18 protein-coding genes are annotated in these 18,689 nt (G+C 52.6%); 12 read left to right on the forward strand and 6 right to left on the reverse strand.

The genetic code is table 11. The features are described 5' to 3' along the window. Positions 1 to 74 precede the first annotated feature (74 nt). Positions 75 to 731 carry a DUF3267 domain-containing protein gene (locus tag FH871_RS08860; RefSeq protein WP_138991095.1) on the reverse strand — a complete coding sequence of 219 codons (657 nt, stop codon included), beginning with the start codon at positions 729 to 731 and terminating at the stop codon, positions 75 to 77. A gap of 140 nt (positions 732 to 871) precedes the next feature. Between FH871_RS08860 and FH871_RS08865 the strand changes: the two genes are divergently transcribed. The 10 genes from FH871_RS08865 (at position 872) to FH871_RS08910 (ending at position 10,191) form a co-directional block, all read left to right on the forward strand. Further along, positions 872 to 2,554, forward strand: a complete 1,683-nt coding sequence (locus FH871_RS08865) for a M1 family metallopeptidase (RefSeq protein WP_138991096.1) — start codon at positions 872 to 874, stop codon at positions 2,552 to 2,554. 4 nt (positions 2,555 to 2,558) lie between these two features. Continuing rightward, entirely contained in the window at positions 2,559 to 3,323 is a 765-nt protein-coding gene (locus FH871_RS08870; protein WP_229317145.1) for a 5'-nucleotidase C-terminal domain-containing protein, read from the forward strand. Further along, a complete protein-coding gene (locus tag FH871_RS08875; RefSeq protein ID WP_138991097.1) occupies positions 3,301 to 4,224 on the forward strand; it encodes a bifunctional UDP-sugar hydrolase/5'-nucleotidase in 924 nt (307 codons plus the stop codon). Before FH871_RS08870 ends, FH871_RS08875 begins: the two co-directional genes overlap by 23 nt. Before the next feature lie 113 nt (positions 4,225 to 4,337). Next, the gene (locus FH871_RS08880; protein WP_138991098.1) at positions 4,338 to 5,669 is read left to right on the forward strand and encodes an NAD(P)/FAD-dependent oxidoreductase; all 1,332 of its coding nucleotides are present in this window, start codon (positions 4,338 to 4,340) and stop codon (positions 5,667 to 5,669) included. Positions 5,670 to 5,779: 110 nt separating this feature from the next. Continuing rightward, positions 5,780 to 6,400 carry a sterol desaturase family protein gene (locus FH871_RS08885; protein WP_138991099.1) on the forward strand — a complete coding sequence of 207 codons (621 nt, stop codon included), beginning with the start codon at positions 5,780 to 5,782 and terminating at the stop codon, positions 6,398 to 6,400. A gap of 6 nt (positions 6,401 to 6,406) precedes the next feature. Next, a complete protein-coding gene (locus tag FH871_RS08890) occupies positions 6,407 to 6,877 on the forward strand; it encodes an NADH-quinone oxidoreductase subunit A (RefSeq protein ID WP_138991100.1) in 471 nt (156 codons plus the stop codon). 82 nt (positions 6,878 to 6,959) lie between these two features. After that, positions 6,960 to 7,508 carry an NADH-quinone oxidoreductase subunit NuoB gene (gene nuoB / locus FH871_RS08895; RefSeq protein WP_138991101.1) on the forward strand — a complete coding sequence of 183 codons (549 nt, stop codon included), beginning with the start codon at positions 6,960 to 6,962 and terminating at the stop codon, positions 7,506 to 7,508. A 79-nt stretch (positions 7,509 to 7,587) separates the two neighbouring features. After that, a complete protein-coding gene (locus tag FH871_RS08900) occupies positions 7,588 to 7,932 on the forward strand; it encodes a hypothetical protein (protein WP_138991102.1) in 345 nt (114 codons plus the stop codon). An 8-nt stretch (positions 7,933 to 7,940) separates the two neighbouring features. After that, positions 7,941 to 8,438 carry an NADH-quinone oxidoreductase subunit C gene (locus tag FH871_RS08905; protein WP_138991103.1) on the forward strand — a complete coding sequence of 166 codons (498 nt, stop codon included), beginning with the start codon at positions 7,941 to 7,943 and terminating at the stop codon, positions 8,436 to 8,438. 79 nt (positions 8,439 to 8,517) lie between these two features. After that, positions 8,518 to 10,191: a hypothetical protein gene (locus tag FH871_RS08910; RefSeq protein WP_138991104.1), complete on the forward strand. Its 1,674-nt coding sequence runs from the start codon at positions 8,518 to 8,520 to the stop codon at positions 10,189 to 10,191. Positions 10,192 to 10,283: 92 nt separating this feature from the next. Here FH871_RS08910 and FH871_RS08915 read toward each other — a convergent pair whose 3' ends face one another. Further along, on the reverse strand, positions 10,284 to 10,637 hold the full coding sequence (locus tag FH871_RS08915; RefSeq protein WP_138991105.1) for a hypothetical protein: 354 nt from the start codon (positions 10,635 to 10,637) through the stop codon (positions 10,284 to 10,286). Between the two features lie 281 nt (positions 10,638 to 10,918). On the opposite strand from FH871_RS08915, the gene FH871_RS08920 reads away from it, so the two are divergent. Next, the gene (locus tag FH871_RS08920) at positions 10,919 to 11,695 is read left to right on the forward strand and encodes an HNH endonuclease (protein WP_138991106.1); all 777 of its coding nucleotides are present in this window, start codon (positions 10,919 to 10,921) and stop codon (positions 11,693 to 11,695) included. Beyond that, positions 11,692 to 12,051 carry a hypothetical protein gene (locus FH871_RS08925; RefSeq protein WP_138991107.1) on the forward strand — a complete coding sequence of 120 codons (360 nt, stop codon included), beginning with the start codon at positions 11,692 to 11,694 and terminating at the stop codon, positions 12,049 to 12,051. Before FH871_RS08920 ends, FH871_RS08925 begins: the two co-directional genes overlap by 4 nt. Positions 12,052 to 12,336: 285 nt before the next feature. Here FH871_RS08925 and FH871_RS08930 read toward each other — a convergent pair whose 3' ends face one another. From FH871_RS08930 to FH871_RS08945, 4 genes are all read right to left on the reverse strand, one after another. Continuing rightward, positions 12,337 to 15,180: a putative Ig domain-containing protein gene (locus FH871_RS08930; protein WP_138991108.1), complete on the reverse strand. Its 2,844-nt coding sequence runs from the start codon at positions 15,178 to 15,180 to the stop codon at positions 12,337 to 12,339. A 397-nt stretch (positions 15,181 to 15,577) separates the two neighbouring features. Next, positions 15,578 to 16,105, reverse strand: coding sequence for a hypothetical protein (locus FH871_RS08935; protein ID WP_138991109.1), 528 nt, complete (start codon positions 16,103 to 16,105; stop codon positions 15,578 to 15,580). Positions 16,106 to 16,159: 54 nt separating this feature from the next. Next, positions 16,160 to 17,530 (reverse strand): DUF3748 domain-containing protein, encoded by a 1,371-nt coding sequence (locus FH871_RS08940; protein WP_212768208.1) that lies wholly within the window; start codon positions 17,528 to 17,530, stop codon positions 16,160 to 16,162. Positions 17,531 to 17,646: 116 nt separating this feature from the next. Beyond that, positions 17,647 to 18,513, reverse strand: a complete 867-nt coding sequence (locus FH871_RS08945) for an AraC family transcriptional regulator (protein WP_138991110.1) — start codon at positions 18,511 to 18,513, stop codon at positions 17,647 to 17,649. Between the last annotated feature and the right edge of the window lie 176 nt (positions 18,514 to 18,689).

Here is an 18,689-nt window from a genome sequence, read left to right on the forward strand (position 1 = left end):
CGGAATCCCGATGGTTTACGGAAACCCTTTCGGGCCAGTCGGTTTTGCCGGGGCTGGAAGTGAACCTTTCAATGTTACTGTAGTACGGCCGGTTCGTCGGTTCTTTCGTAAAAATACGATCTCCGCTCGTCCAGATCGTCGTAGGTAAACATCGTACGGTGGCGGTTTTTAATGGAATACCGCACCAGCACGTAGTCGCCGATGCAGGCCAGCGTGTGCATCAGAAGGACCATTCCCCAGATCACACCCCACGACGGCCAGGCGATCCACGCCAGCACCAAAGCCGTGGTAATGACCAGAAAGGGCATGACGGCCACCAGCGCATTTTCCCGGAGTGTCATCACAAACCGCTGCGCGTAGGCATACACAATCAGGCTTTTGATGGAATACCCGAAGCCCACCTCGGGTGCGCCCAGCACCTTGAAAACCAGCGCGTGAATGCCTTCGTGAATAGGCAGGAGCACCAGCAGTCCGGCCAATGCTGCGGGAATGTGCCACCACGGAACCGTTCCGGCGGTTTTCGCCAGCAGAAAGCCGAAAATGCCGCCAAATCCCGCCATACTCAGAAAGAAAAGGGCGGACTTGACGGTTAGCCGGGCCGGTTTTTTTTCCGCAGACGGGTTCAGGCCCAGTTCGCGCAGCAGAAACACTTTCATGTCGTCGACGGAGAACGATTCAACGAGGTGAAACCGACTAACGTCCTGAAAATCGGCGATGCGGGGTTTGGTCATAACGCTGAAAATATGGAGGGCTTTTTTGTTTTCTTAAAGATAAGAAGGAACGGGTCTGAATTCATAGCGAACCTTCGGGTGCAATACTGGTTGGCGGGCAATAATTTGCTATCATTGTATACAATTTGCAGCTTCTTTACATGAAACAATGGGTAGTGGGCCTGCTGGCCTTTTGGTACGTATTTCCTCTTTTTGCTCAACAACCGAAGCAACTTTCTGAACCTGAACGGATTACGCCTGATATCTTTACCCGGCAGGATTCACTGCGGGGCTCGCTTCGTCCGGAACGCACCTGTTACAATGTCCTTTTTTATGACCTCAATTTATCCGTCGATCCGGCGACAAAAAGCATTGCGGGGAGCAACACCATCCGGTACCGGGTGCGAACGCCCTTCAAACGGATGCAGATTGACTTGTTCGAAAACCTGACCATCGATGCGATTACGCAGGGCGGCCAATCCCTGCGGTATACCCGCGAAGGCAACGCCATTTTTGTGACGATGAAGGCGGCCCAGGAAAAGGATAACGTTGAAGAAATAAAAATAGCCTACCACGGAAAGCCCCGTGAAGCCGTAAATCCGCCCTGGGATGGCGGTTTTTCCTGGAGCAAAGACAGCACCGGTAACGATTGGGTGGGCGTGTCCTGCGAGGGGCTGGGCGCCAGTTCGTGGTGGCCCTGCAAGGATCACCTGTCCGACGAACCCGAGTCGATGCAGATGACTTTCCGCGTACCCCGGGGCCTGAAAGCCGTCTCGAACGGCAGGCTTCAGGAAGAGCGCGAGGTGGGCGACAACCAGACCGAGTTCGTGTGGGCGGTTTCGTATTCCATCAATACCTACAACGTCACCTTCAATCTGGGCGATTACGTCACGATTCAGGAGCAATACCGGAGCCGGGATTACCAATACCTGGACCTGAACTATCACGTACTGCGCTACAACGAAGAAAAAGCCAAAAAACACTTCGAACAGGTGATCGGGATGCTCGATTGTTACGAATGGTATTTCGGGCATTATCCCTACTGGCGTGATGGTTATTCGGTGGTCGAAACACCGTATTGGGGCATGGAACACCAGAGCGCCATTGGCTACGGAAATAAATACCAGAACAACCCTTTCGGCTTCGATTTCATCCTGATTCACGAAAGTGCACATGAATATTTTGGCAACAGCCTGAGTGTTTCCGATCCCGCCGAAATGTGGATTCACGAATCGTTTGCCACCTACATGGAATCAATTTATGTGGAAAACACCCACGGCCCCCCGCAGGCAATCAAGTATTTGATGACGCAAAAACCGCTGATTAAAAACAAATTTCCATTAATGGGGCCGCGGGGCGTCAACTTCCAGCACAAGGATACGGATATTTATTACAAGGGAGCGTGGTTGCTGCATTCCCTGCGGTGTGTGGTCGACGACGACAACGTCTGGTTTATGGCGCTGCGGAAAGTGGCGCTGGAGCGGAAACACTCGCTGGTGACGACCAAACAGATCATCGATATTTTGTGCCGGGAAACCGAAAAGGACCTGCGCCCCATCTTCGATCAGTTTCTGAACTATGCCGCCCCGCCCGTTCTCGAATACAAGGTGACCGAAAAGGGCGACTTTATCGAAGTGCAGCACCGCTGGATTGCCGATGCGCCCGGCTTCAACATGCCGTTGAAATACCGGTTTGCCTACGGCCCCTGGCACACCCTGTTTACCACGCGGGAATGGCAGACGATGCTCATCCGCCGGTCGCAGGGGTGGTTGAATTTTGCGTATGAATTGCAATATTTCGGTGCCCGACCCCTGGTCGAAACCGCTCAGAAAACTCAGGAATAACCCTATGATGCGCTTTTCAACCTTCCGTTTTTTTCCGCTGCTGGTCGTGCTGACCACGGCATGTCAGACGGGCTATCACCTGACCGATCAGGGCTATAAACGCATTCAGGTCGACTCGCTGGCGGCACCGGCTGATAGCAGCATGGCCCGTTTTCTGCAACCCTACAAGCAGCAGATGGATCAAACCATGAACGAGGTGCTGGTGCAGTCGGCGGTGCCTTTGAACCGCTCCAAACCTGAATGTGCCCTCAACAACCTACTCACCGACGCCATGTTGCAGGTTGCACAGCAGAAGCTGGGACAAGCCGCCGATTGTTCGCATCTGAATTACGGCGGAATTCGGACGGGATTGCCCCAGGGGCCGATCCGGATTGGCAGCATTTACGAAGTGATGCCGTTCGACAACCAACTGGTGATGCTGACGCTGAAAGGCTCCATGCTGCGGGAATTTTTCGAGTTTTTCGTGGGCAGCGAAATCGATGAAAAATCGCTGGTGGTGGGTGGCGTTCGGGTGGTGATCAAGAATAACATCCTGACCGACATTGCCTTTACGAACGGGAAGAAGTTCGACCCCAACCAGAACTACACGGTTTTGATGAGCGATTACGTGGCCGACCGGGGTGGAGGAACGGCGTTTCTGAAAGATGCCGTAGCCCGGAAGAATTTCAACGTTCCCATCCGGGACGTTTTCATTGAGTATTTCCGCCAGCTTGGCAAATCCGGTCAACCCCTAAACCCGACAACCGATGGACGCATTTCAATCCAATAGACGCCAGTTTCTGAAGCTGTTCGGTGCGGCTGCCGTGGTGGGCGGTTTTGCCCCGGAAGCCCTGGCCAAACCGAAACTGACCCAACTGACGATTCTGCACACCAACGACGTACACAGCCGACTGGAACCGTTTCCGATGGATGGGGGCCGCAATGCCGGGCGGGGCGGTATTGTCCGCCGGGCCACGCTGATCAACCAGATTCGGAGCGAACAGTCCAATGTACTGCTGTTCGACGCGGGGGATCTGTTTCAGGGAACGCCCTATTTCAATCTGTACAAGGGCGAACCCGAAGTGCAGGCCATGAACCAGATGCGCTACGACGCGAGCACCATCGGCAACCACGACTTCGACGGAGGCATGGACAACATGGTGACGCAGTTCGGAAAAGCGAAATTTCCGTTTCTGATTGCCAACTATGATTTTAAAAACACGGCGATGGACGGCCGCACGGAACCGTACCGGGTTTTCAAAAAAGACGGTTTGAAAATCGGTGTCTTTGGCGTGGGTATCAAACCGGAAGGGTTGATACCGAAGGAGTTATTCCGGGAAACGCGGTATCTGAACCCCATCGAAACCGGCAACGACATGGCCGCGAAACTGCGGAACGACCTCAACTGCGATTACGTGATCTGTCTGTCGCACCTGGGCTACCAATACAACGACAAAGCCGTATCGGACCGGGTTTTTGCCTCCAAAAGCAGGAATATTGATTTGATCATTGGTGGGCATACGCATACGTTTCTGGAAGCACCCGTCAACGTGCTGAGCCAGGACGGACTCCCGGTTTTGATCAATCAGGTGGGGTTCGCCGGGATTTACCTGGGCCGGATCGACCTGACGTTTGAGCGCGGAAAAGCGAAGCCGGTTGTGGAAAGCAAAGCGGTGGAAGTGAAATCGTGAGGCCAGAACCGTTCGAAAGCGGATTCGGCGAAAATCGACCGATTCGCGTAAGCGGTTGAAACCTTACGGAAACGATTGCAGTTATTCTGTCAACAGCTTTAATTCCACGACGTATGAACCCAAATATTCCACGTACCGACCGCAAACGCGTAGTGATTGTGGGAGCAGGGTTCGGCGGCTTGCAACTGGCGCGCAAACTTTCCAGCCGCAAAGAATTTCAGGTCGTTCTGATCAACAAGCATAATTTCCACGAATTTCAGCCGCTCTATTACCAGGTGGCGACCTCGGGACTGGAAGCCAGCTCCATCCTCTTTCCCTTGCGGGCGGTTTTTCAAAATTGTAAGAACGTTCACATCCGCGTCACCACCGTGACGGCGGTTCATCCTGATACCAAAACCGTCGATACCGACTTAGGACCCATCGACTACGACTATCTTGTCGTGGCCACCGGAGCCGATACCAATTTTTTCGGTATGAAGAACATCATCGAGCGCGCGTTGCCGATGAAGTCGGTCTCTGAGGCAATTGCGCTTCGAAACCGGGTGCTGCAAAATTTTGAAGATGCCCTTTCCGTCGATACCTTAGATGAAAAAGAAGGTTTTTTGAATGTGGTCGTAGTGGGCGGAGGGCCTACGGGTGTCGAGTTATGCGGAACCTTTGCGGAGATGCGGAAAACCGTTCTGCCGAGCGATTACCCGGAACTGGATTTCAGGATGATGCAGATTTACCTGATCGAGTCCGGGGCGGAACTGCTGGGGCCGATGTCGGTCGAGTCGCAGGTGAAATCACAGCAGTACCTCGAAAAGTTGGGTGTCATCGTTAAACTCAATACCCGCGTTCAGGATTTCGACGGTCGGCTGGTTCACATGGCCGACGGGTCCACGATTCGGACGAACAACCTGGTTTGGGCGGCTGGCGTAAAAGCCAATCCGTTGAACGGGTTGCCAACCGAAGCGATGGGCCGTGGGGGGCGTTTGCTCGTCAACCGGTTCAGTCAGGTGCAGGGATTCACGGATATTTTTGCTCTGGGCGACATGGCGTTGATGACGGAAGAAAAATACCCGAACGGCCACCCGCAAATTGCGCAACCGGCGATTCAGCAGGGCAAACACCTCGCAAAAAATCTGGTGCGGATGGGTAAGGATCAACCGATGGAACCGTTTACCTATAAGGATTTGGGAACGATGGCGACAATTGGTCGCGGAAAAGCGGTCGTTGATCTGCCTTTTTGGAGCTTTCAGGGCGTTTTTGCGTGGATGGTCTGGCTTTTTGTGCACCTTATGGCCATTGTTGGCGTTAAGAACCGGTTGCTCATTCTGGTCAACTGGGCGTGGAATTACCTCAGCGACGACCAATCGCTGCGGCTGATTATCAAACCCAAACTCCCGAAAGGCAATATGGAAGCCATCCAGAAGAAAGTAGAAGACCAGTTAATCACAAAATAATAAATGGTCAACTTGTTTGACCATCTGTTGAAAAGTAGTTTAAATTTGCAGTTTACACACCCGCGCCCCGGCGTTCCCCACGTTTTGGCGGCATTTAATTCTATCACAGTATGGAACAAACGATAACCAAAACCAGACCTAAAAATAGTGGCACCAAGCCGTTGTTTGAGAACCCCATTCTTGAACGATTGTCACGTACCCACATTGCGGTTCCGATCACGATTTACCTGGTAACGTCCACACTCTTCTGCTGGTACGCTTTTGCGTATACGGAAATGTCGGCTCTCTGGATTACTTTCCTGTTTTTTGCGGGCATCACCGTTTTTACGCTGGTCGAATACGCCGTTCACCGGGGCGTATTCCACATGGAAACCGACACGCCAACGAAGGCTAAAATTCAGTATACCTTCCACGGCATTCACCACGAGTATCCGAAAGACAAAACCCGGCTGGCGATGCCCCCGGCTGCGGCCGTATTCGTAGCGTCTGCGTTGTTTGGCGTTCTTTTTCTGTTGCTGGGCGAAGCTTCTTACGCGTTTTTTCCCGGTTTTCTGGTCGGCTATTCGGGCTATTTGTTCGTGCATTTCATCGTTCATGCCTACGCTCCACCCAAGAATTTCTTTAAGTGGCTGTGGATCAATCACTCGGTTCACCACTACAAGAGCCACGAAAAGAATTACGGCGTTTCGTCGCCCTTGTGGGACCACATTTTTGGAACGTACATGAAATAACGTCGCATGTTATCCGACTTCGGAATCATTCTATTGTTCATCATTACCGGCCTGGCGTTCGTTGGGCTGGTTTTGTTTGTTGGGAGTCTGTTGCGTCCCAACCGCCCCAACATCGAAAAGCAAACCACCTACGAGTCCGGCGAAGAACCGGTTGGCAATGCCAATGTGCAGTTTAACGTCCGGTTTTACGTGGTCGCCCTTATTTTTGTTTTGTTCGACGTCGAACTGGTTTTTTTGTTTCCGTGGGCTACGGTTTTTGGAAAAAAGGCCTTGATCGAAGAAACGAACGGCTTGTGGGGCTGGCTTTCGCTGGCGGAAATGGTCATCTTTGTGGCTCTTCTGGCCTTGGGGCTGGCGTATGTCTGGGCCAAGGGCTTTCTGGATTGGGTGAAACCGGAACCGAAAGTGCCGGAAATGAAAACCGCCGTACCGGTTTCGCTGTACGAAAAAGTGAATCAGAAATATAAAAATAGTTGATCGGTTTACGGTTTTCAGTTTACGGTTCAGTACTTGACAATTTACCGTAAACTGAAAACCGTAAACCGTATACAGTTAAAAAATGAGCGGTTTACTCGATCAACGATTCAAATCCGGCGAAGGTGGGGTGTTGCTGACCACGGCCGAAGACCTCCTGAACTGGGCGCGGCTTTCGTCGCTGTGGCCAATGGGCTTCGGGCTGGCCTGCTGCGCCATCGAAATGATGCAAACCTTCGCGTCGGGCTACGACCTGGAGCGGTTCGGAATTTTCCCCCGGCCTTCGCCCCGGCAGTCGGACGTCATGATCGTGTCCGGCACCGTGACGTTCAAGATGGCCGACCGCATCCGGCGTCTCTACGAACAAATGCCCGAACCGCGTTACGTGATTTCGATGGGGTCGTGTTCCAACTGCGGAGGGCCCTACTGGCAGCACGGTTACCACGTCGTGAAGGGCGTGGACCGGATCATTCCCGTCGATGTGTATGTGCCGGGCTGTCCACCGCGCCCCGAAGCCCTGATTGGCGGTTTTCTGAAATTGCAGGAAAAAATCCGCAACAGCAGCCTGCGGGACGAACCGGCACCGACGGCCCTGTTGGCGATGGAAGCCGACGAAATGGAAGCCGTGAAGTAACTTTTGTTGAAAAGAGTCGAATGTACTCCAACCAATTAAAGGATTAAAGGGTCATATCGTTTAACAAATGCTAACACGTATGAAAACGATCCTGAGCACCCTGATGGTGCTGTGCTTCGCAGCCTGCACCGAAGACGATTCCACTTCCGGCCCCGAACTCCGGTCGGAGGTCATGCTGTATCCCAACGGACTGGCGTATGACGGTTGTCAGGCGCATGTGGCCCTGAACTGGAACGATCCGCAGAAGATTATCCGGTATGCACCCGATGCTGAATCCGTTGCCCTGGTGGAAAACTTTGTGGGCAAGGAACAACAGAAGCAGGGTACCATCGTCTATAAATTTACGGACCGGAAGAAAACCGTCGAATGCGGCTGGGGCTCGAAATTCGAGGCCGATGAGATAACGATCGTCTCAATTCGCTAACTTGCGGAATGAATTTTTCCGAATTATCTGAACTGTTGCTGGCTCAATTTGGAACCGACGGAATTCTGCAAACCAATACCGCCAATCCGCAGCCTTTCCTCGTGGTGGAGTCAACGCAGATTGCCGAAATTTGCCGGTTTTTGCGCGACGATGACCGGCTTTTTTTTGACTTTCTGGCCTGCATGACCGGAATCGATAACGGTCTGCAGGTCAACACGATGGAAGTTGTCTACAACCTCACCTCGATCCCCTACGAACATAACCTGACGCTGAAAGTCGTGTTGGCGCGCACTGCCGAAGGCGAACCGCTGCCGGTGGTTCCGACGGTCAGCAGCGTCTGGCGAACCGCCGACTGGCACGAGCGCGAAATTTACGATCTGGTCGGGATTCATTTCGACGGCCACCCCGATTTGCGCCGGATTCTGCTCCCCACCGACTGGGTAGGCCATCCGTTGCGGAAAGATTACCGGGAGATGGAAACGTACCACGGAATCAAAGTGAAATAGCCCGGCAAGCCCGGAACGTTTGGTAGTGTGCAATTGGCAGTTTAACTTGTATCTTTTCTGGATTTGAGCCATTGCTTCCATGCCAACGCGACGTTATAGACTATTCCCGGCTTTCTGCCTTCTTTTGACCTTCTTTTTCGGCCAATTTCCAACCGTTTACGCCCAATTCAAATCCGATTCCGTGACGGTGAAGGGCCGGATCAAAAACCTGACGATTCAACTGTACCGCCAAAGCCCCAACGTGACGGTTTCGCGGAACAACATCCTGCAGGCTAACCGCGAAATGGCGCGCCCGGCCCCGCTCGCGCCCGATGGCTCGTTTCAGGTGACGCTGCCGCTGGTGTATCCATACGAAGAACTGTATTTCAATTTTGGCCAGATTTCAACCGCCTTTCTGGGTTCGGCCGGCACCATCGAAATTGCGCTCGATGCCGACTCCCTGTTCTTGTCCGAAGCACCTTTCCGGTTTAGCGGCACCAACGCCCAGGTGAACAACCAACTGACCCGGTATAAGGCGTTCGAATTTAAAAACAAACCCAAAGTCGATAACCGCCAGTTGGCGAAACGAGTCGATGGGCGGTCGGCAGACGACAGTCGGAAGATTCTGACAAATGAGTTTATTGCAACTTACGAAAAATACCGCCAGACCCACGAGGTGTTGCCGCTGCTGGATCAGTACATCCGGTCGGGCATCAAATATGAAGTGTCTACCTACCTCTATGACCGGGCGCTGGCCGAGCAGGACACGCGCCTGGAAACAAGCTTGCCCTCCGGCGTCAGTCTGCGACCCGCCGACGATCTGTTTCTGACGGTTCAGCGGACGACGGCGATGGAACGGTTTGCGGCATACGCCAATTCGCGGATTGCTGATCAGGCCGGTCGTGGCGTTCCGGTGGGCACATTTGCCACGCTCGTGGACCGATATATCCGGGACCTGTCGGCCACGGAGCGGACGCGGGTAGACGAGCTGAAAGCCGGGAAAACCGCCGTTAGCCGGGATATGCCGATGTTGCAGCGGATTTTACAACGCCACCAGGACACACTGGCGAAGCTGCTGGTGTATGAAACGGAGATGTCGCAATACCGGAAAATTGTGGACACCACCGGAATGGATTACCTGAAAGCCCATTTTCTGGCGTCCATTCTGCCCGAAATTGAGTTGAAAAACCAGCAGCTTTTATACCAGCACATCATGCCCCAGGTAACCGATCCGCGCTACCGGCTTTCGCTGGAAGAGTTGTATCGGCTGGAGGTCAAAGACAGTGCGACGGTGCGGGAGGTGGCAGAAAAGTTTACCAATCAGGTCGATGAGCCGGTCGAGGTATTGTCGGGGGTGACCCTGATGCGGTCCAGCCGCTACGGGAAAGATCTGCTCGAACAATTCCAGAAACAGGCGCTGGGGCGGTTGGTTTACGTGCTGGCGTGGTCGACTGAGGTGGAACCGTCGCGGCAGGAAGCCCTCGCGGCCCGGGCCATTCAGGATCAGCTTGGCAGCCGTGATGTGCTGTTTGTCTATGTGTGCAGCAGTGAAAATTCGATGGAACTCTGGCGGGAGTGGGTGGCTAAAAACAAGCCCAAGGGCCTGCACGTTTTTGTGGACGAAGACCAGATTGGCAATCTGATCGGAACACTCCGGGCCGAATACATTCCGGCGGCCGGGCTGCTGGGCCGCGACGGAAAAGTCGTCAAACGTGATGCACCGCTGCCGTCTAAACCGGACGAGGTATTGAAACTCATCCGGGAAAAATTGTAAAACCGCACCAGGCGTACTCACTTCAACGGCTGTGAAATTCTTCTTCTTCGGGCCGATCAGTGCGCCCTTTTCCAACTCCGGACCGCGCCGTTTCAGGGGGCTGTCCGCAGTTTGGTCAGTTTAACGGGAATACCGGCCAGCCGGACGTTCGGCGGGGGCGCAAACTCGTCGGCGTTGAAAACGACTTTCGTACCGGTTTTCTGCACCGAGGTCGGCAGGTTGCAGGCGAAATAGCGCGTGCTGTCGCTGGTTCGGATGTAGATCCACGTGCTGGTTTGGGAGGTCTCCGCTTCGTTGACCACTATCCCCGGCACCTCGCGCAGGTCGGCGGCTTTTTTCCATTCGGCATAAGCCGCGCAGTCGGAACTGACGGTCACTTCATGGTCCCAGGGGCTGGGCTGGCAGGCCACCATCAGCAGGCCAACAATCAAAGATAGCGTCTTCATGGATGTACTGGTTTTGGTAGTAAGACGCTTTTGGTGGGGAAAAGGTTGGGAGAGGGCGAGGAATTCTTTTGTTGAAGGCAGTAGTCAATTTTCAATTACCGAACTCGCAGTAAGGATAATGTTGGTACGTTTGTATCCAATCTATAAAGGAATGTAAATTGTTTTTATTCGGCAGCGAAGAACTTGAAAAAATAGCTGAAAAATTGATTTTTCTCCTATATTTGAGTCCCTCATTAAGATGAAAAGGTTGCTTTTTACTCTATAAAATAACCAGGGATTGCATGAGAGAAGATCAGCGTTTGTGGACCCGAAATGAGTTACTTTTGGTTATTAACCTTTATTCAAAACTAACATTTGGATTATTGCACCAAAAAAATAAGGATGTTATTAAGCTAGCTTCTCGTCTAGGAAGAACTCCCGGTTCAGTTGCTTATAAATTAGTTAATATTGCAAGCCTTGATCCTAAAATAACCTCTCAAGGTAAAAAAGGGGCCTCAAATTCCAGTAAGCTAGATCAACTTGTATGGGCTGAATTTAGTAATAATTGGGATACTCTTTTTGCAGAAAGCGAAAGCCTTTTAGGAAATACAATTGATTTTGGGGATGTAGCTGTAAAGTTGGAGACTGTTACTGATGATTTTGTAATACCTGAAGGAAGAACCAGAATGCAAACTATTGCTGTGAGGGCGAATCAAAGTTTATTTCGCCAATTGGTAATGTCTGCCTATGAGAATAGATGTTGCATAACCGGTATTAGCGAGAAAAATTTGTTGATTGCCAGTCATATAAAGCCTTGGAGTATGGATGATAAAAATCGTCTTAATCCACGTAATGGCTTAGCTTTAAATGCTTTACATGATAAGGCATTCGATTGTGGATTATTGTCAATTACTCCAGAATATAAAATTCAAATATCTTCAAGGATTTTTAGTGGAAATTCTGGATGGCAGAGTGAATATTTTGAGAGATACCACAATCAATTTATAAAATTGCCTAATAAGTTTGAACCAGCCGAAGAGTTTCTTTCTTATCACTACCAAAATATATTCATGCAATGAATAAAATTGAAATGGAATATATGTATCGAGATGCGGGTAATAATAAGTTACGTCATCGAGTTGTTTTTGAGAATAAGAATAATTTAACCATTCGCCAAATCAGGGATTTAATGCAAGTCGTGTTTATTGATAAGCTTTGGTTTGATCCTGATCGTTGTGGTGTTAAGAGGTTGAATTTTAAAAGATTTGATTCTGAATTAGATCATCTTTGGCATGAAATCGAATGGATAGGTATTACCACAAAACGTAAGACGAGTGATGTAGATATCGCTGATTTTTTATTTAATTCTTTGAAAGGAAATCAGTTCTACAAACTTGAGAAAGACGAGTTGGAAGAATATGCTTTTGAACCATAGTATCTCCGCTGCTGGGGGGTATGTACATCAGCCATATTACCCGCTCCTTTCGCCGGTGTTTCGGACGGATGGAGCGTCAATGCATCAACCTCCCGGACGTGTTTTTTGTTAAGCCTCCCAAACCCGGTTGCTGGTCAGGATTTGAAATGGTTGCTGTTCAGGATTTCAAATCCTGAACAGCCATAAAAACCAATCGCTATCTCCTCAACAGCGGTTTCGCCACCGAGAACCTTCGGAAGATCGGTCAGTTCCTTTGATGCCGGGGTTCGGGCCGTCGGTGCTTCGTTAGTTTCTCAGGAGTTTCAACGTTACAGAGCGCGAACCGCTGCTTGCCCGCAGGAAGAGCATCCCGGAAGCGTTTTTGCCGACCGCTACGGCCTGCCGCTCGACAACTCCCGCTTTTTCAATCAATTGTTCCGTTACCAGCCGACCGGTCACGTCGGTCAACGCCAGCCGCACCGGCTCGCCTTCCGCCCCCCGGATCTCTACCTCTACGGCATCGTGGCTCAACGGGTTGCCCAAAACCGTGACCTGGAACTCCCGGTTGCTTTCGGCCGACAACCGGCTTGCCGACGGACACGTTAACGGTTTGCCCGAATCCTTCAACACATAGGTGCTGCCCGATACCCGCGCACTGATCAACCGGGTCGTATTGTCTTTCAACCCGACTGGTACTTCAAAACTGTAGGCATGAGCGCCGTTGCCCTTGCCCGCATTCAGCAAATCCACCCGGTAGATACTGGCGACCACACTCCCATACACTTCCAGGGTGTTGGTATGATAAAACTCCACCGTAACCGGCGTGTTGGGTTTGTTGCGGTCCCAGACCCAGCCCCGGATCGTTCCGCATTCTACCTTATCCAGATACCCTTCGAAACTGCCCGTCACCGGAGTGGTGGCCGCCGGATTGACCGTCAGATTGAAGCTTACCGAGTTGGTGGCGCCTTTGTCATCGGTGGCCGAGTAGGTCAACACGAACAAACCGCTCTGCGTGGGTGTCCCGCTGATTTGCCGGGTTGCACTGCTGAAGCTCAGACCCGTTGGTAAGCTCACCAGTCCGTGGCTCAGTGTGCTGTTTTCGGGATCGGTAAAAGCCGGGAGCGTGGTGGTGAAAGCCACATTTTGTTGGGCTACCAGGGGCGAAATCGCTGGTGGCACCGGTTGTTTGTTCGGTGGGGAAGACGTTCCTCCTTCACAAACCAGGGCCTTGGGAGAATCTTTCAAAATAAAGCTGCTGCCTGCAACCCGCGCCGAGAGAAAATGCACCTGGCCGTCTTTAAGTCCGGCCGGGATGTTCCAGCGGAAGGCGTGAATGCCATTGCCTTTGCCGGCATCTTTCAGATCCTGCCGAAACTCGTTGGCCGGGATGGTGACGACGACGTTGGGGCCGTCGAGGATATCGACGGACTGAACCGTATTGGGTTTGTTCCGGTCCCAGGCCCAGCCCCGGAAGGTGTTGCAATCGGCCCCGTAAATATACCCGTCGAAGCTGCCCGCCACCAGGGGCGGGCTGACGGTGATCGTAGCCGAGCCGGGTGCGGTAGGGCAAAGTTCACCCGTACAAGTCGCCGAATAGACCAGCGTACCGGTGGCCGACGTGGGCACGGGGATGCTTACGCCTGTCCCGGATGAACCGCCCGGACCTGCCCAGGCAACAGTGCCGCCCTCACAGCCCGATACGGTCAGCAAAACGGAGGGGGTATTTTGGAAAAGCGGTTGGTTGACAACATTTGAAGTAATGGTCAGGGAAGACGGCACGACCTCGCACTCCTTCAGTTTAACCACCCAATAATCAAAATCGCCCCGGCTATTGTCGGACTTATCTCCACCAGCATTCGAGTCTGATCGTCCTGCCAGCAAAAAACCGCCGTCCAGGGTCGTGGTCATCGCTGACAGGTAATCTGCCCCCGTTCCTCCGAGGGTTTTATCCCACAGGATGTTGCCTTCCTCATCGAGTTTGATCACCCAGTAATCCACATCCCCTTTGTTTTCTTCAGACTTGTCGCCATTCTCTCCGGAGTAGGAGTAGCCCCCCACCAGAAAACCGTTATCCGCCGTGAGCAATGCACTGAACAAACCATCGTAACCATCTCCTCCGAGGGTTTTATCCCATTCGACCGCCCGGTCAGCATCCAGTTTGACCACCCAGTAATCCTGATCACCCCGGCCATCTTCTGTTTTATCGCCACTCGTGTTTGAACCGGAAGCCCCGGCCAGGAAAAACCCTCCGTCGGGGGTTGCCAGCACTGCACTCAGGTAGTCGGTTTCACTGCCGCCAATGGCTTTATCCCACAGGATGTTGCCATCCTCATCGAGTTTGATCACCCAGTAATCGCCCCCGCCTTTGTTCCCTTCGGTTTTGTCACCATCGTCCCCGGAAAACGAATAACCGGCCACCAGAAAACCGTCATCGGACGTGGTGGCCAAAGCCGTTAAATAGTCGATCTCTCCACCTCCGAGGGTTTTATCCCAAAGCCTGTTGCCCCCGGCGTCAATCCGAACCACCCAGTAATCCTGATTTCCCCGGCTGTCTTCCGTTTTATCGCCACTCTGCCCGGAGCGCGAAGACCCGCCCAGCAGAAAACCGTCATCGGTCGTCAGGACTGCGGCAGTCAGATCATCGTAGCCATCTCCCCCGTAAGTTTTATCCCAGAGCTTATTCCCCTCGGCGTCAATCCGAACCACCCAGTAGTCCAGATCACCCCGGCTGCCCTCCGTTTTATCGTCACTCGGTCCGGAGCGCGAAGAACCGCAGAGCAGGAAACCACCATCGGTCGTCGGGACGATCGCATTGAGGTCATCCCATTCGCTCCCCCCGAAGGTTTTATCCCAGAGCTTGTTGCCCTGGGCGTCCATCCGGATCACCCAGTAATCCAGGCCTCCCCGGCTATTCTCCGATTTGTCGCCACTGGTATTGGAAGAAGAACTACCCCCCAATAGAAACCCGCCGTCGGCTGTACGGACTACCCCGGGAGTCCCGTCAGAACTGCTCCCGCCGAAGGTTTTATCCCAGCGTAGGGGAGGCTGGGCCTGCACAGCGGCAACGGCAGTGGCCAGAACCAGTTGACAAATGAATACGGCCCGAATCAGGTGCCTGCGGGCCATCGAAACGTGTAGATAAATAGTCATCGGGAGGAAGAAGTTTGGTGGACAGTAAATCAGTAAATGAATATTCAAAATCGTAGGAATCGGACTCGGGCAATTTCCGTAGGGCACAAGCAACCTCCGACCTGCCGAATGGCAGGAACCAACTACGGATTTCAATCAACACACGTTTCGACGATAAATGAAACGGACTGGAGCACGAAGGCCGGAGAACCTGTTTCATGGCAGGTTTGGCTCACTCGCTTTCGGACCTGACCGGGAGGGTTAATAAAATCAGCTAACGATGCCCGCATACGATTGAAAAAACGCGTGCGATTACGTAGCCTGATTTAGTACTGATTTGACGGTAAATGTAGAATTTTTTTTTAATCAGAAACTGACTTGGTAACAAAAAAGTAAGTACCCCGAAAACCGTCCGTCTCTAATCGCCATACCAGTACAAAGAGGTATACAAAAAATCGCTGCGGTCGCGTTCAAACGATTTTAAACGGTCCCCGTATTTCAGGGTGAGTAATTCTTTCATTTCAAAAAAACGAGCCTGGTTTCCATAATACGAACGCTCCCGCCAGATCGGCTCACCGCTCGCCAATCGAATGATGATCCAAACGGACTCCTGCCGCCCTTCTTCCGGAATGTTGACACATTCCCAGACCAATTCAAGTTCGGATCGATCCGCCAGATCGGGGAATTGGTCAATGGATTTCAATTGGGATTGCTCGATGAGAGACCGGTAACTGATCGCCTGTTGTAGCCAGACATTCCCGGCATCCGCTTGTTGCTGAGCCTCTTCCGCTGTCAGGTAGTTGCGAATCGTCTGGAGAACGGTGCTGCATTTTGGACAGGTTTTCTCGGTATACTCGCCAAACAGGGAATAGTCGCAGTCTAACTCATTTTCCGTGCCGCGCCAGGCACAGGTCGGACACACAAAGGGTTGATCTTCGACAGCCATAACCACGCATTATTTTTCGGTCAAAAAAAACACGGTATTTTTTGAATACCCAAGCTATTTCAACAAAAAGACCTGCAAAAACCGCCCTTTTTCCGTCGTCACATACCGGTTGTAGGCAATCTGATCGCCCTGGTTCGACCAGATGATGCCGTTCCAGGGTTTGGCGTCGTCCGACGAGCGGGGCGTCAATCGCCGGAAGTCGCCGGTTTGCAGATCCGTGATGAACACGCTGTTGTCGGCGGCATAGGCCAGCCAGCGGCCGTCGGGGCTGAAATTGAAGGTGGTCTGGATGGAAAACGGCTGGCGGGTCAGTTGCCGGATTGGGCCGCCGTTGGGCGACACCCCAAAAATCTGAATCGTACCGCTGGGGTCTTTCGCCAGAAAACCGATCACCGAACCGTCGGGCGGGGTCCGGAGCCAGTGGCGGGGGCCTTCCGCGCCGTGTTCCGTGAATGTGATCCGGCGTTGCTGGACGCCCTTCGGCGGATTCGGGCGGGTGGTTTCGGTGCCTTCCAGCGGCTGACCCTCAGCGGCTTGCGTCAGGTCGTCGGGCAGGTCGGCCACAAAAATTTCCGTAACGGTTTTTCCTTCCTTGTTCCGCACATTGCCCTGAAACGCAATCGCCCGCTTCTGCCGGGTTCCATCCGGTTTCAGATAGCCGTTGCTGCCAATCCAGCCTTCGTCAAAGGCCTTGTCGATCTCGTCACTGCCCGGTTTGGGGGCTTCGGTGGCCTTCGTTACCACCACCGAAAACAGTTCACCCGGATTGTTTTCCAGCGAACCGTCGTCGGGCACGCTCACCTTGCCGAACGGAGCCATCACGCCCACTACGCGCAAATCCTTCACCGCCGGATTGGTTTTGCTCAGTACATTCATGGGGTGATCGTTGTAGGTAAAGCTGATCCACTGCCCGTCGGCACTCCAGTAGTGCGCGTGCGTACCACCCCGTAAGGCCCCCGGCGTGAAGGGCGGTTTGACGTTGCGGGCGTCCAGAAAAATCGGTTTGCCGGGCTGGTCGATGTCGATGGCTACGCCCGTCCGGCGGTCGAAATCATACGGTTTCTGCTGATTGGCATTCCGGATGCCGTGGATAAACAGCACCCGGTTTTGCGTCGGCGAAAAGGTGGCCGCGCCCACGCCGGGACCAAATTCGGTTTGGTTGGTTGTCTGGTAAAGCCGCCGGATTTCGCCGGTTTTGACGTTCACCATTTCGATGGCTGCCGTGCCGCCAATGCCGCCGTCCTGGTTCCGGGTGTCATACACCAGCCACTCGTCGGTGGGCGAAAAAGCCTGGTTGTTGTGAATCGTGTGTCCTTTGGTGTCGAACGTCAGTTGGTGTTCCGTAAAAGTCATGGTGGTGCGTGGTTTGGGAGCGCAGGCCTGAATGCCTATGCCAAAAAAAAGCCAGCCGATCCGGAAGTTCATGGAAAAGGGTTTACGGTTTACAGGTCAAGGTTTTCGGTGGCTGACGGGTTCCTGTCGCGTGTGTCAGCTACCGGGAATCGTAAACTATATACCCAAAACACTAACCTGTGTACCACTCACTGAAGGTAATTTCGTTTGTATTCGAGGGGCGTAATGCCTTTGACGCGCTTGAAATGCCGGTAAAAATTCGACAGATTGTTAAAACCGCTTTCAAAACAGATGGCCTCCGCACTCAATTTGTTTTCGACCAGCGCCCGACACGCGTGACTAACCCGAATCTCTGTCAGAAATTCGTGGTAGGTTTTGTGCGTCATCAGTTTAAAATACCGGCAGAACGACGTCACACTCAAGCTGGCTACCGACGCGATTTCTTCGAGGCCGATGTCTTTGGCGTAATTCGACAAGGTATAACTGTAGACCTTGTTGAGCCGAACGGTTTCCAGTTCGTTCGACTGGTAGAATGCCCGCTCCGACGTAATGGTCTCCAGATCAGCGGAATGGGACAGCACGTCCAGGATCGACAGCAGCACGATCAGGCGTTGCAGGGGCTGGGCTTCCACCGCGCTGTGCAGCAAAGCCGCCACTTTTTCGCTGGTTTCGCCCTTGATCAGCAAGCCCCGCAGCGCCTTTTCGTAGAGCCGCCGGATGGGCTGGGTTTCGGTCAGATTCAGAAAGTCGCGACCCAGGCAATCGGGCCGGAACTGCATCACAATCGCTTCGACCGGCAGATGGGGGTCTTCCCGAAAATACGCTTCGTTACACCGCCAGGTGTGCGGCAGGTTTTCGCCCACCAGCAGCATTTCGCCCGCCGAAAAATTACTGACATTATCCCCAATAAACCGGACGCCCTCGCCCCGAATCACGTAGTGCAATTCCAGTTCGGGATGGTAATGCCAGATGTTCCCGAAACTGGCTTTGACTTCGTGCCGGATGCTGAACGAATCCTGGGCATTCAGGGGTACTTTGTGAAATTGCGGTTTCATTCAGGATTTACTCGAATATGATAAATTCGTACATTAATTGGAAAAATCCCCATATCGGTATTACCACTTTATCGCGTACTTTTGCCAGTAAAATTAAATAAAATACCAGCGCAGTCATAAAAGTGCCTCCGCAAGCTAATCAAGAAGCACTTATTTTTGGTAAAGAATAAAAAATA

Source organism: Larkinella sp. C7, assembly GCF_006149005.1.
GTDB lineage: Bacteria > Bacteroidota > Bacteroidia > Cytophagales > Spirosomataceae > Larkinella.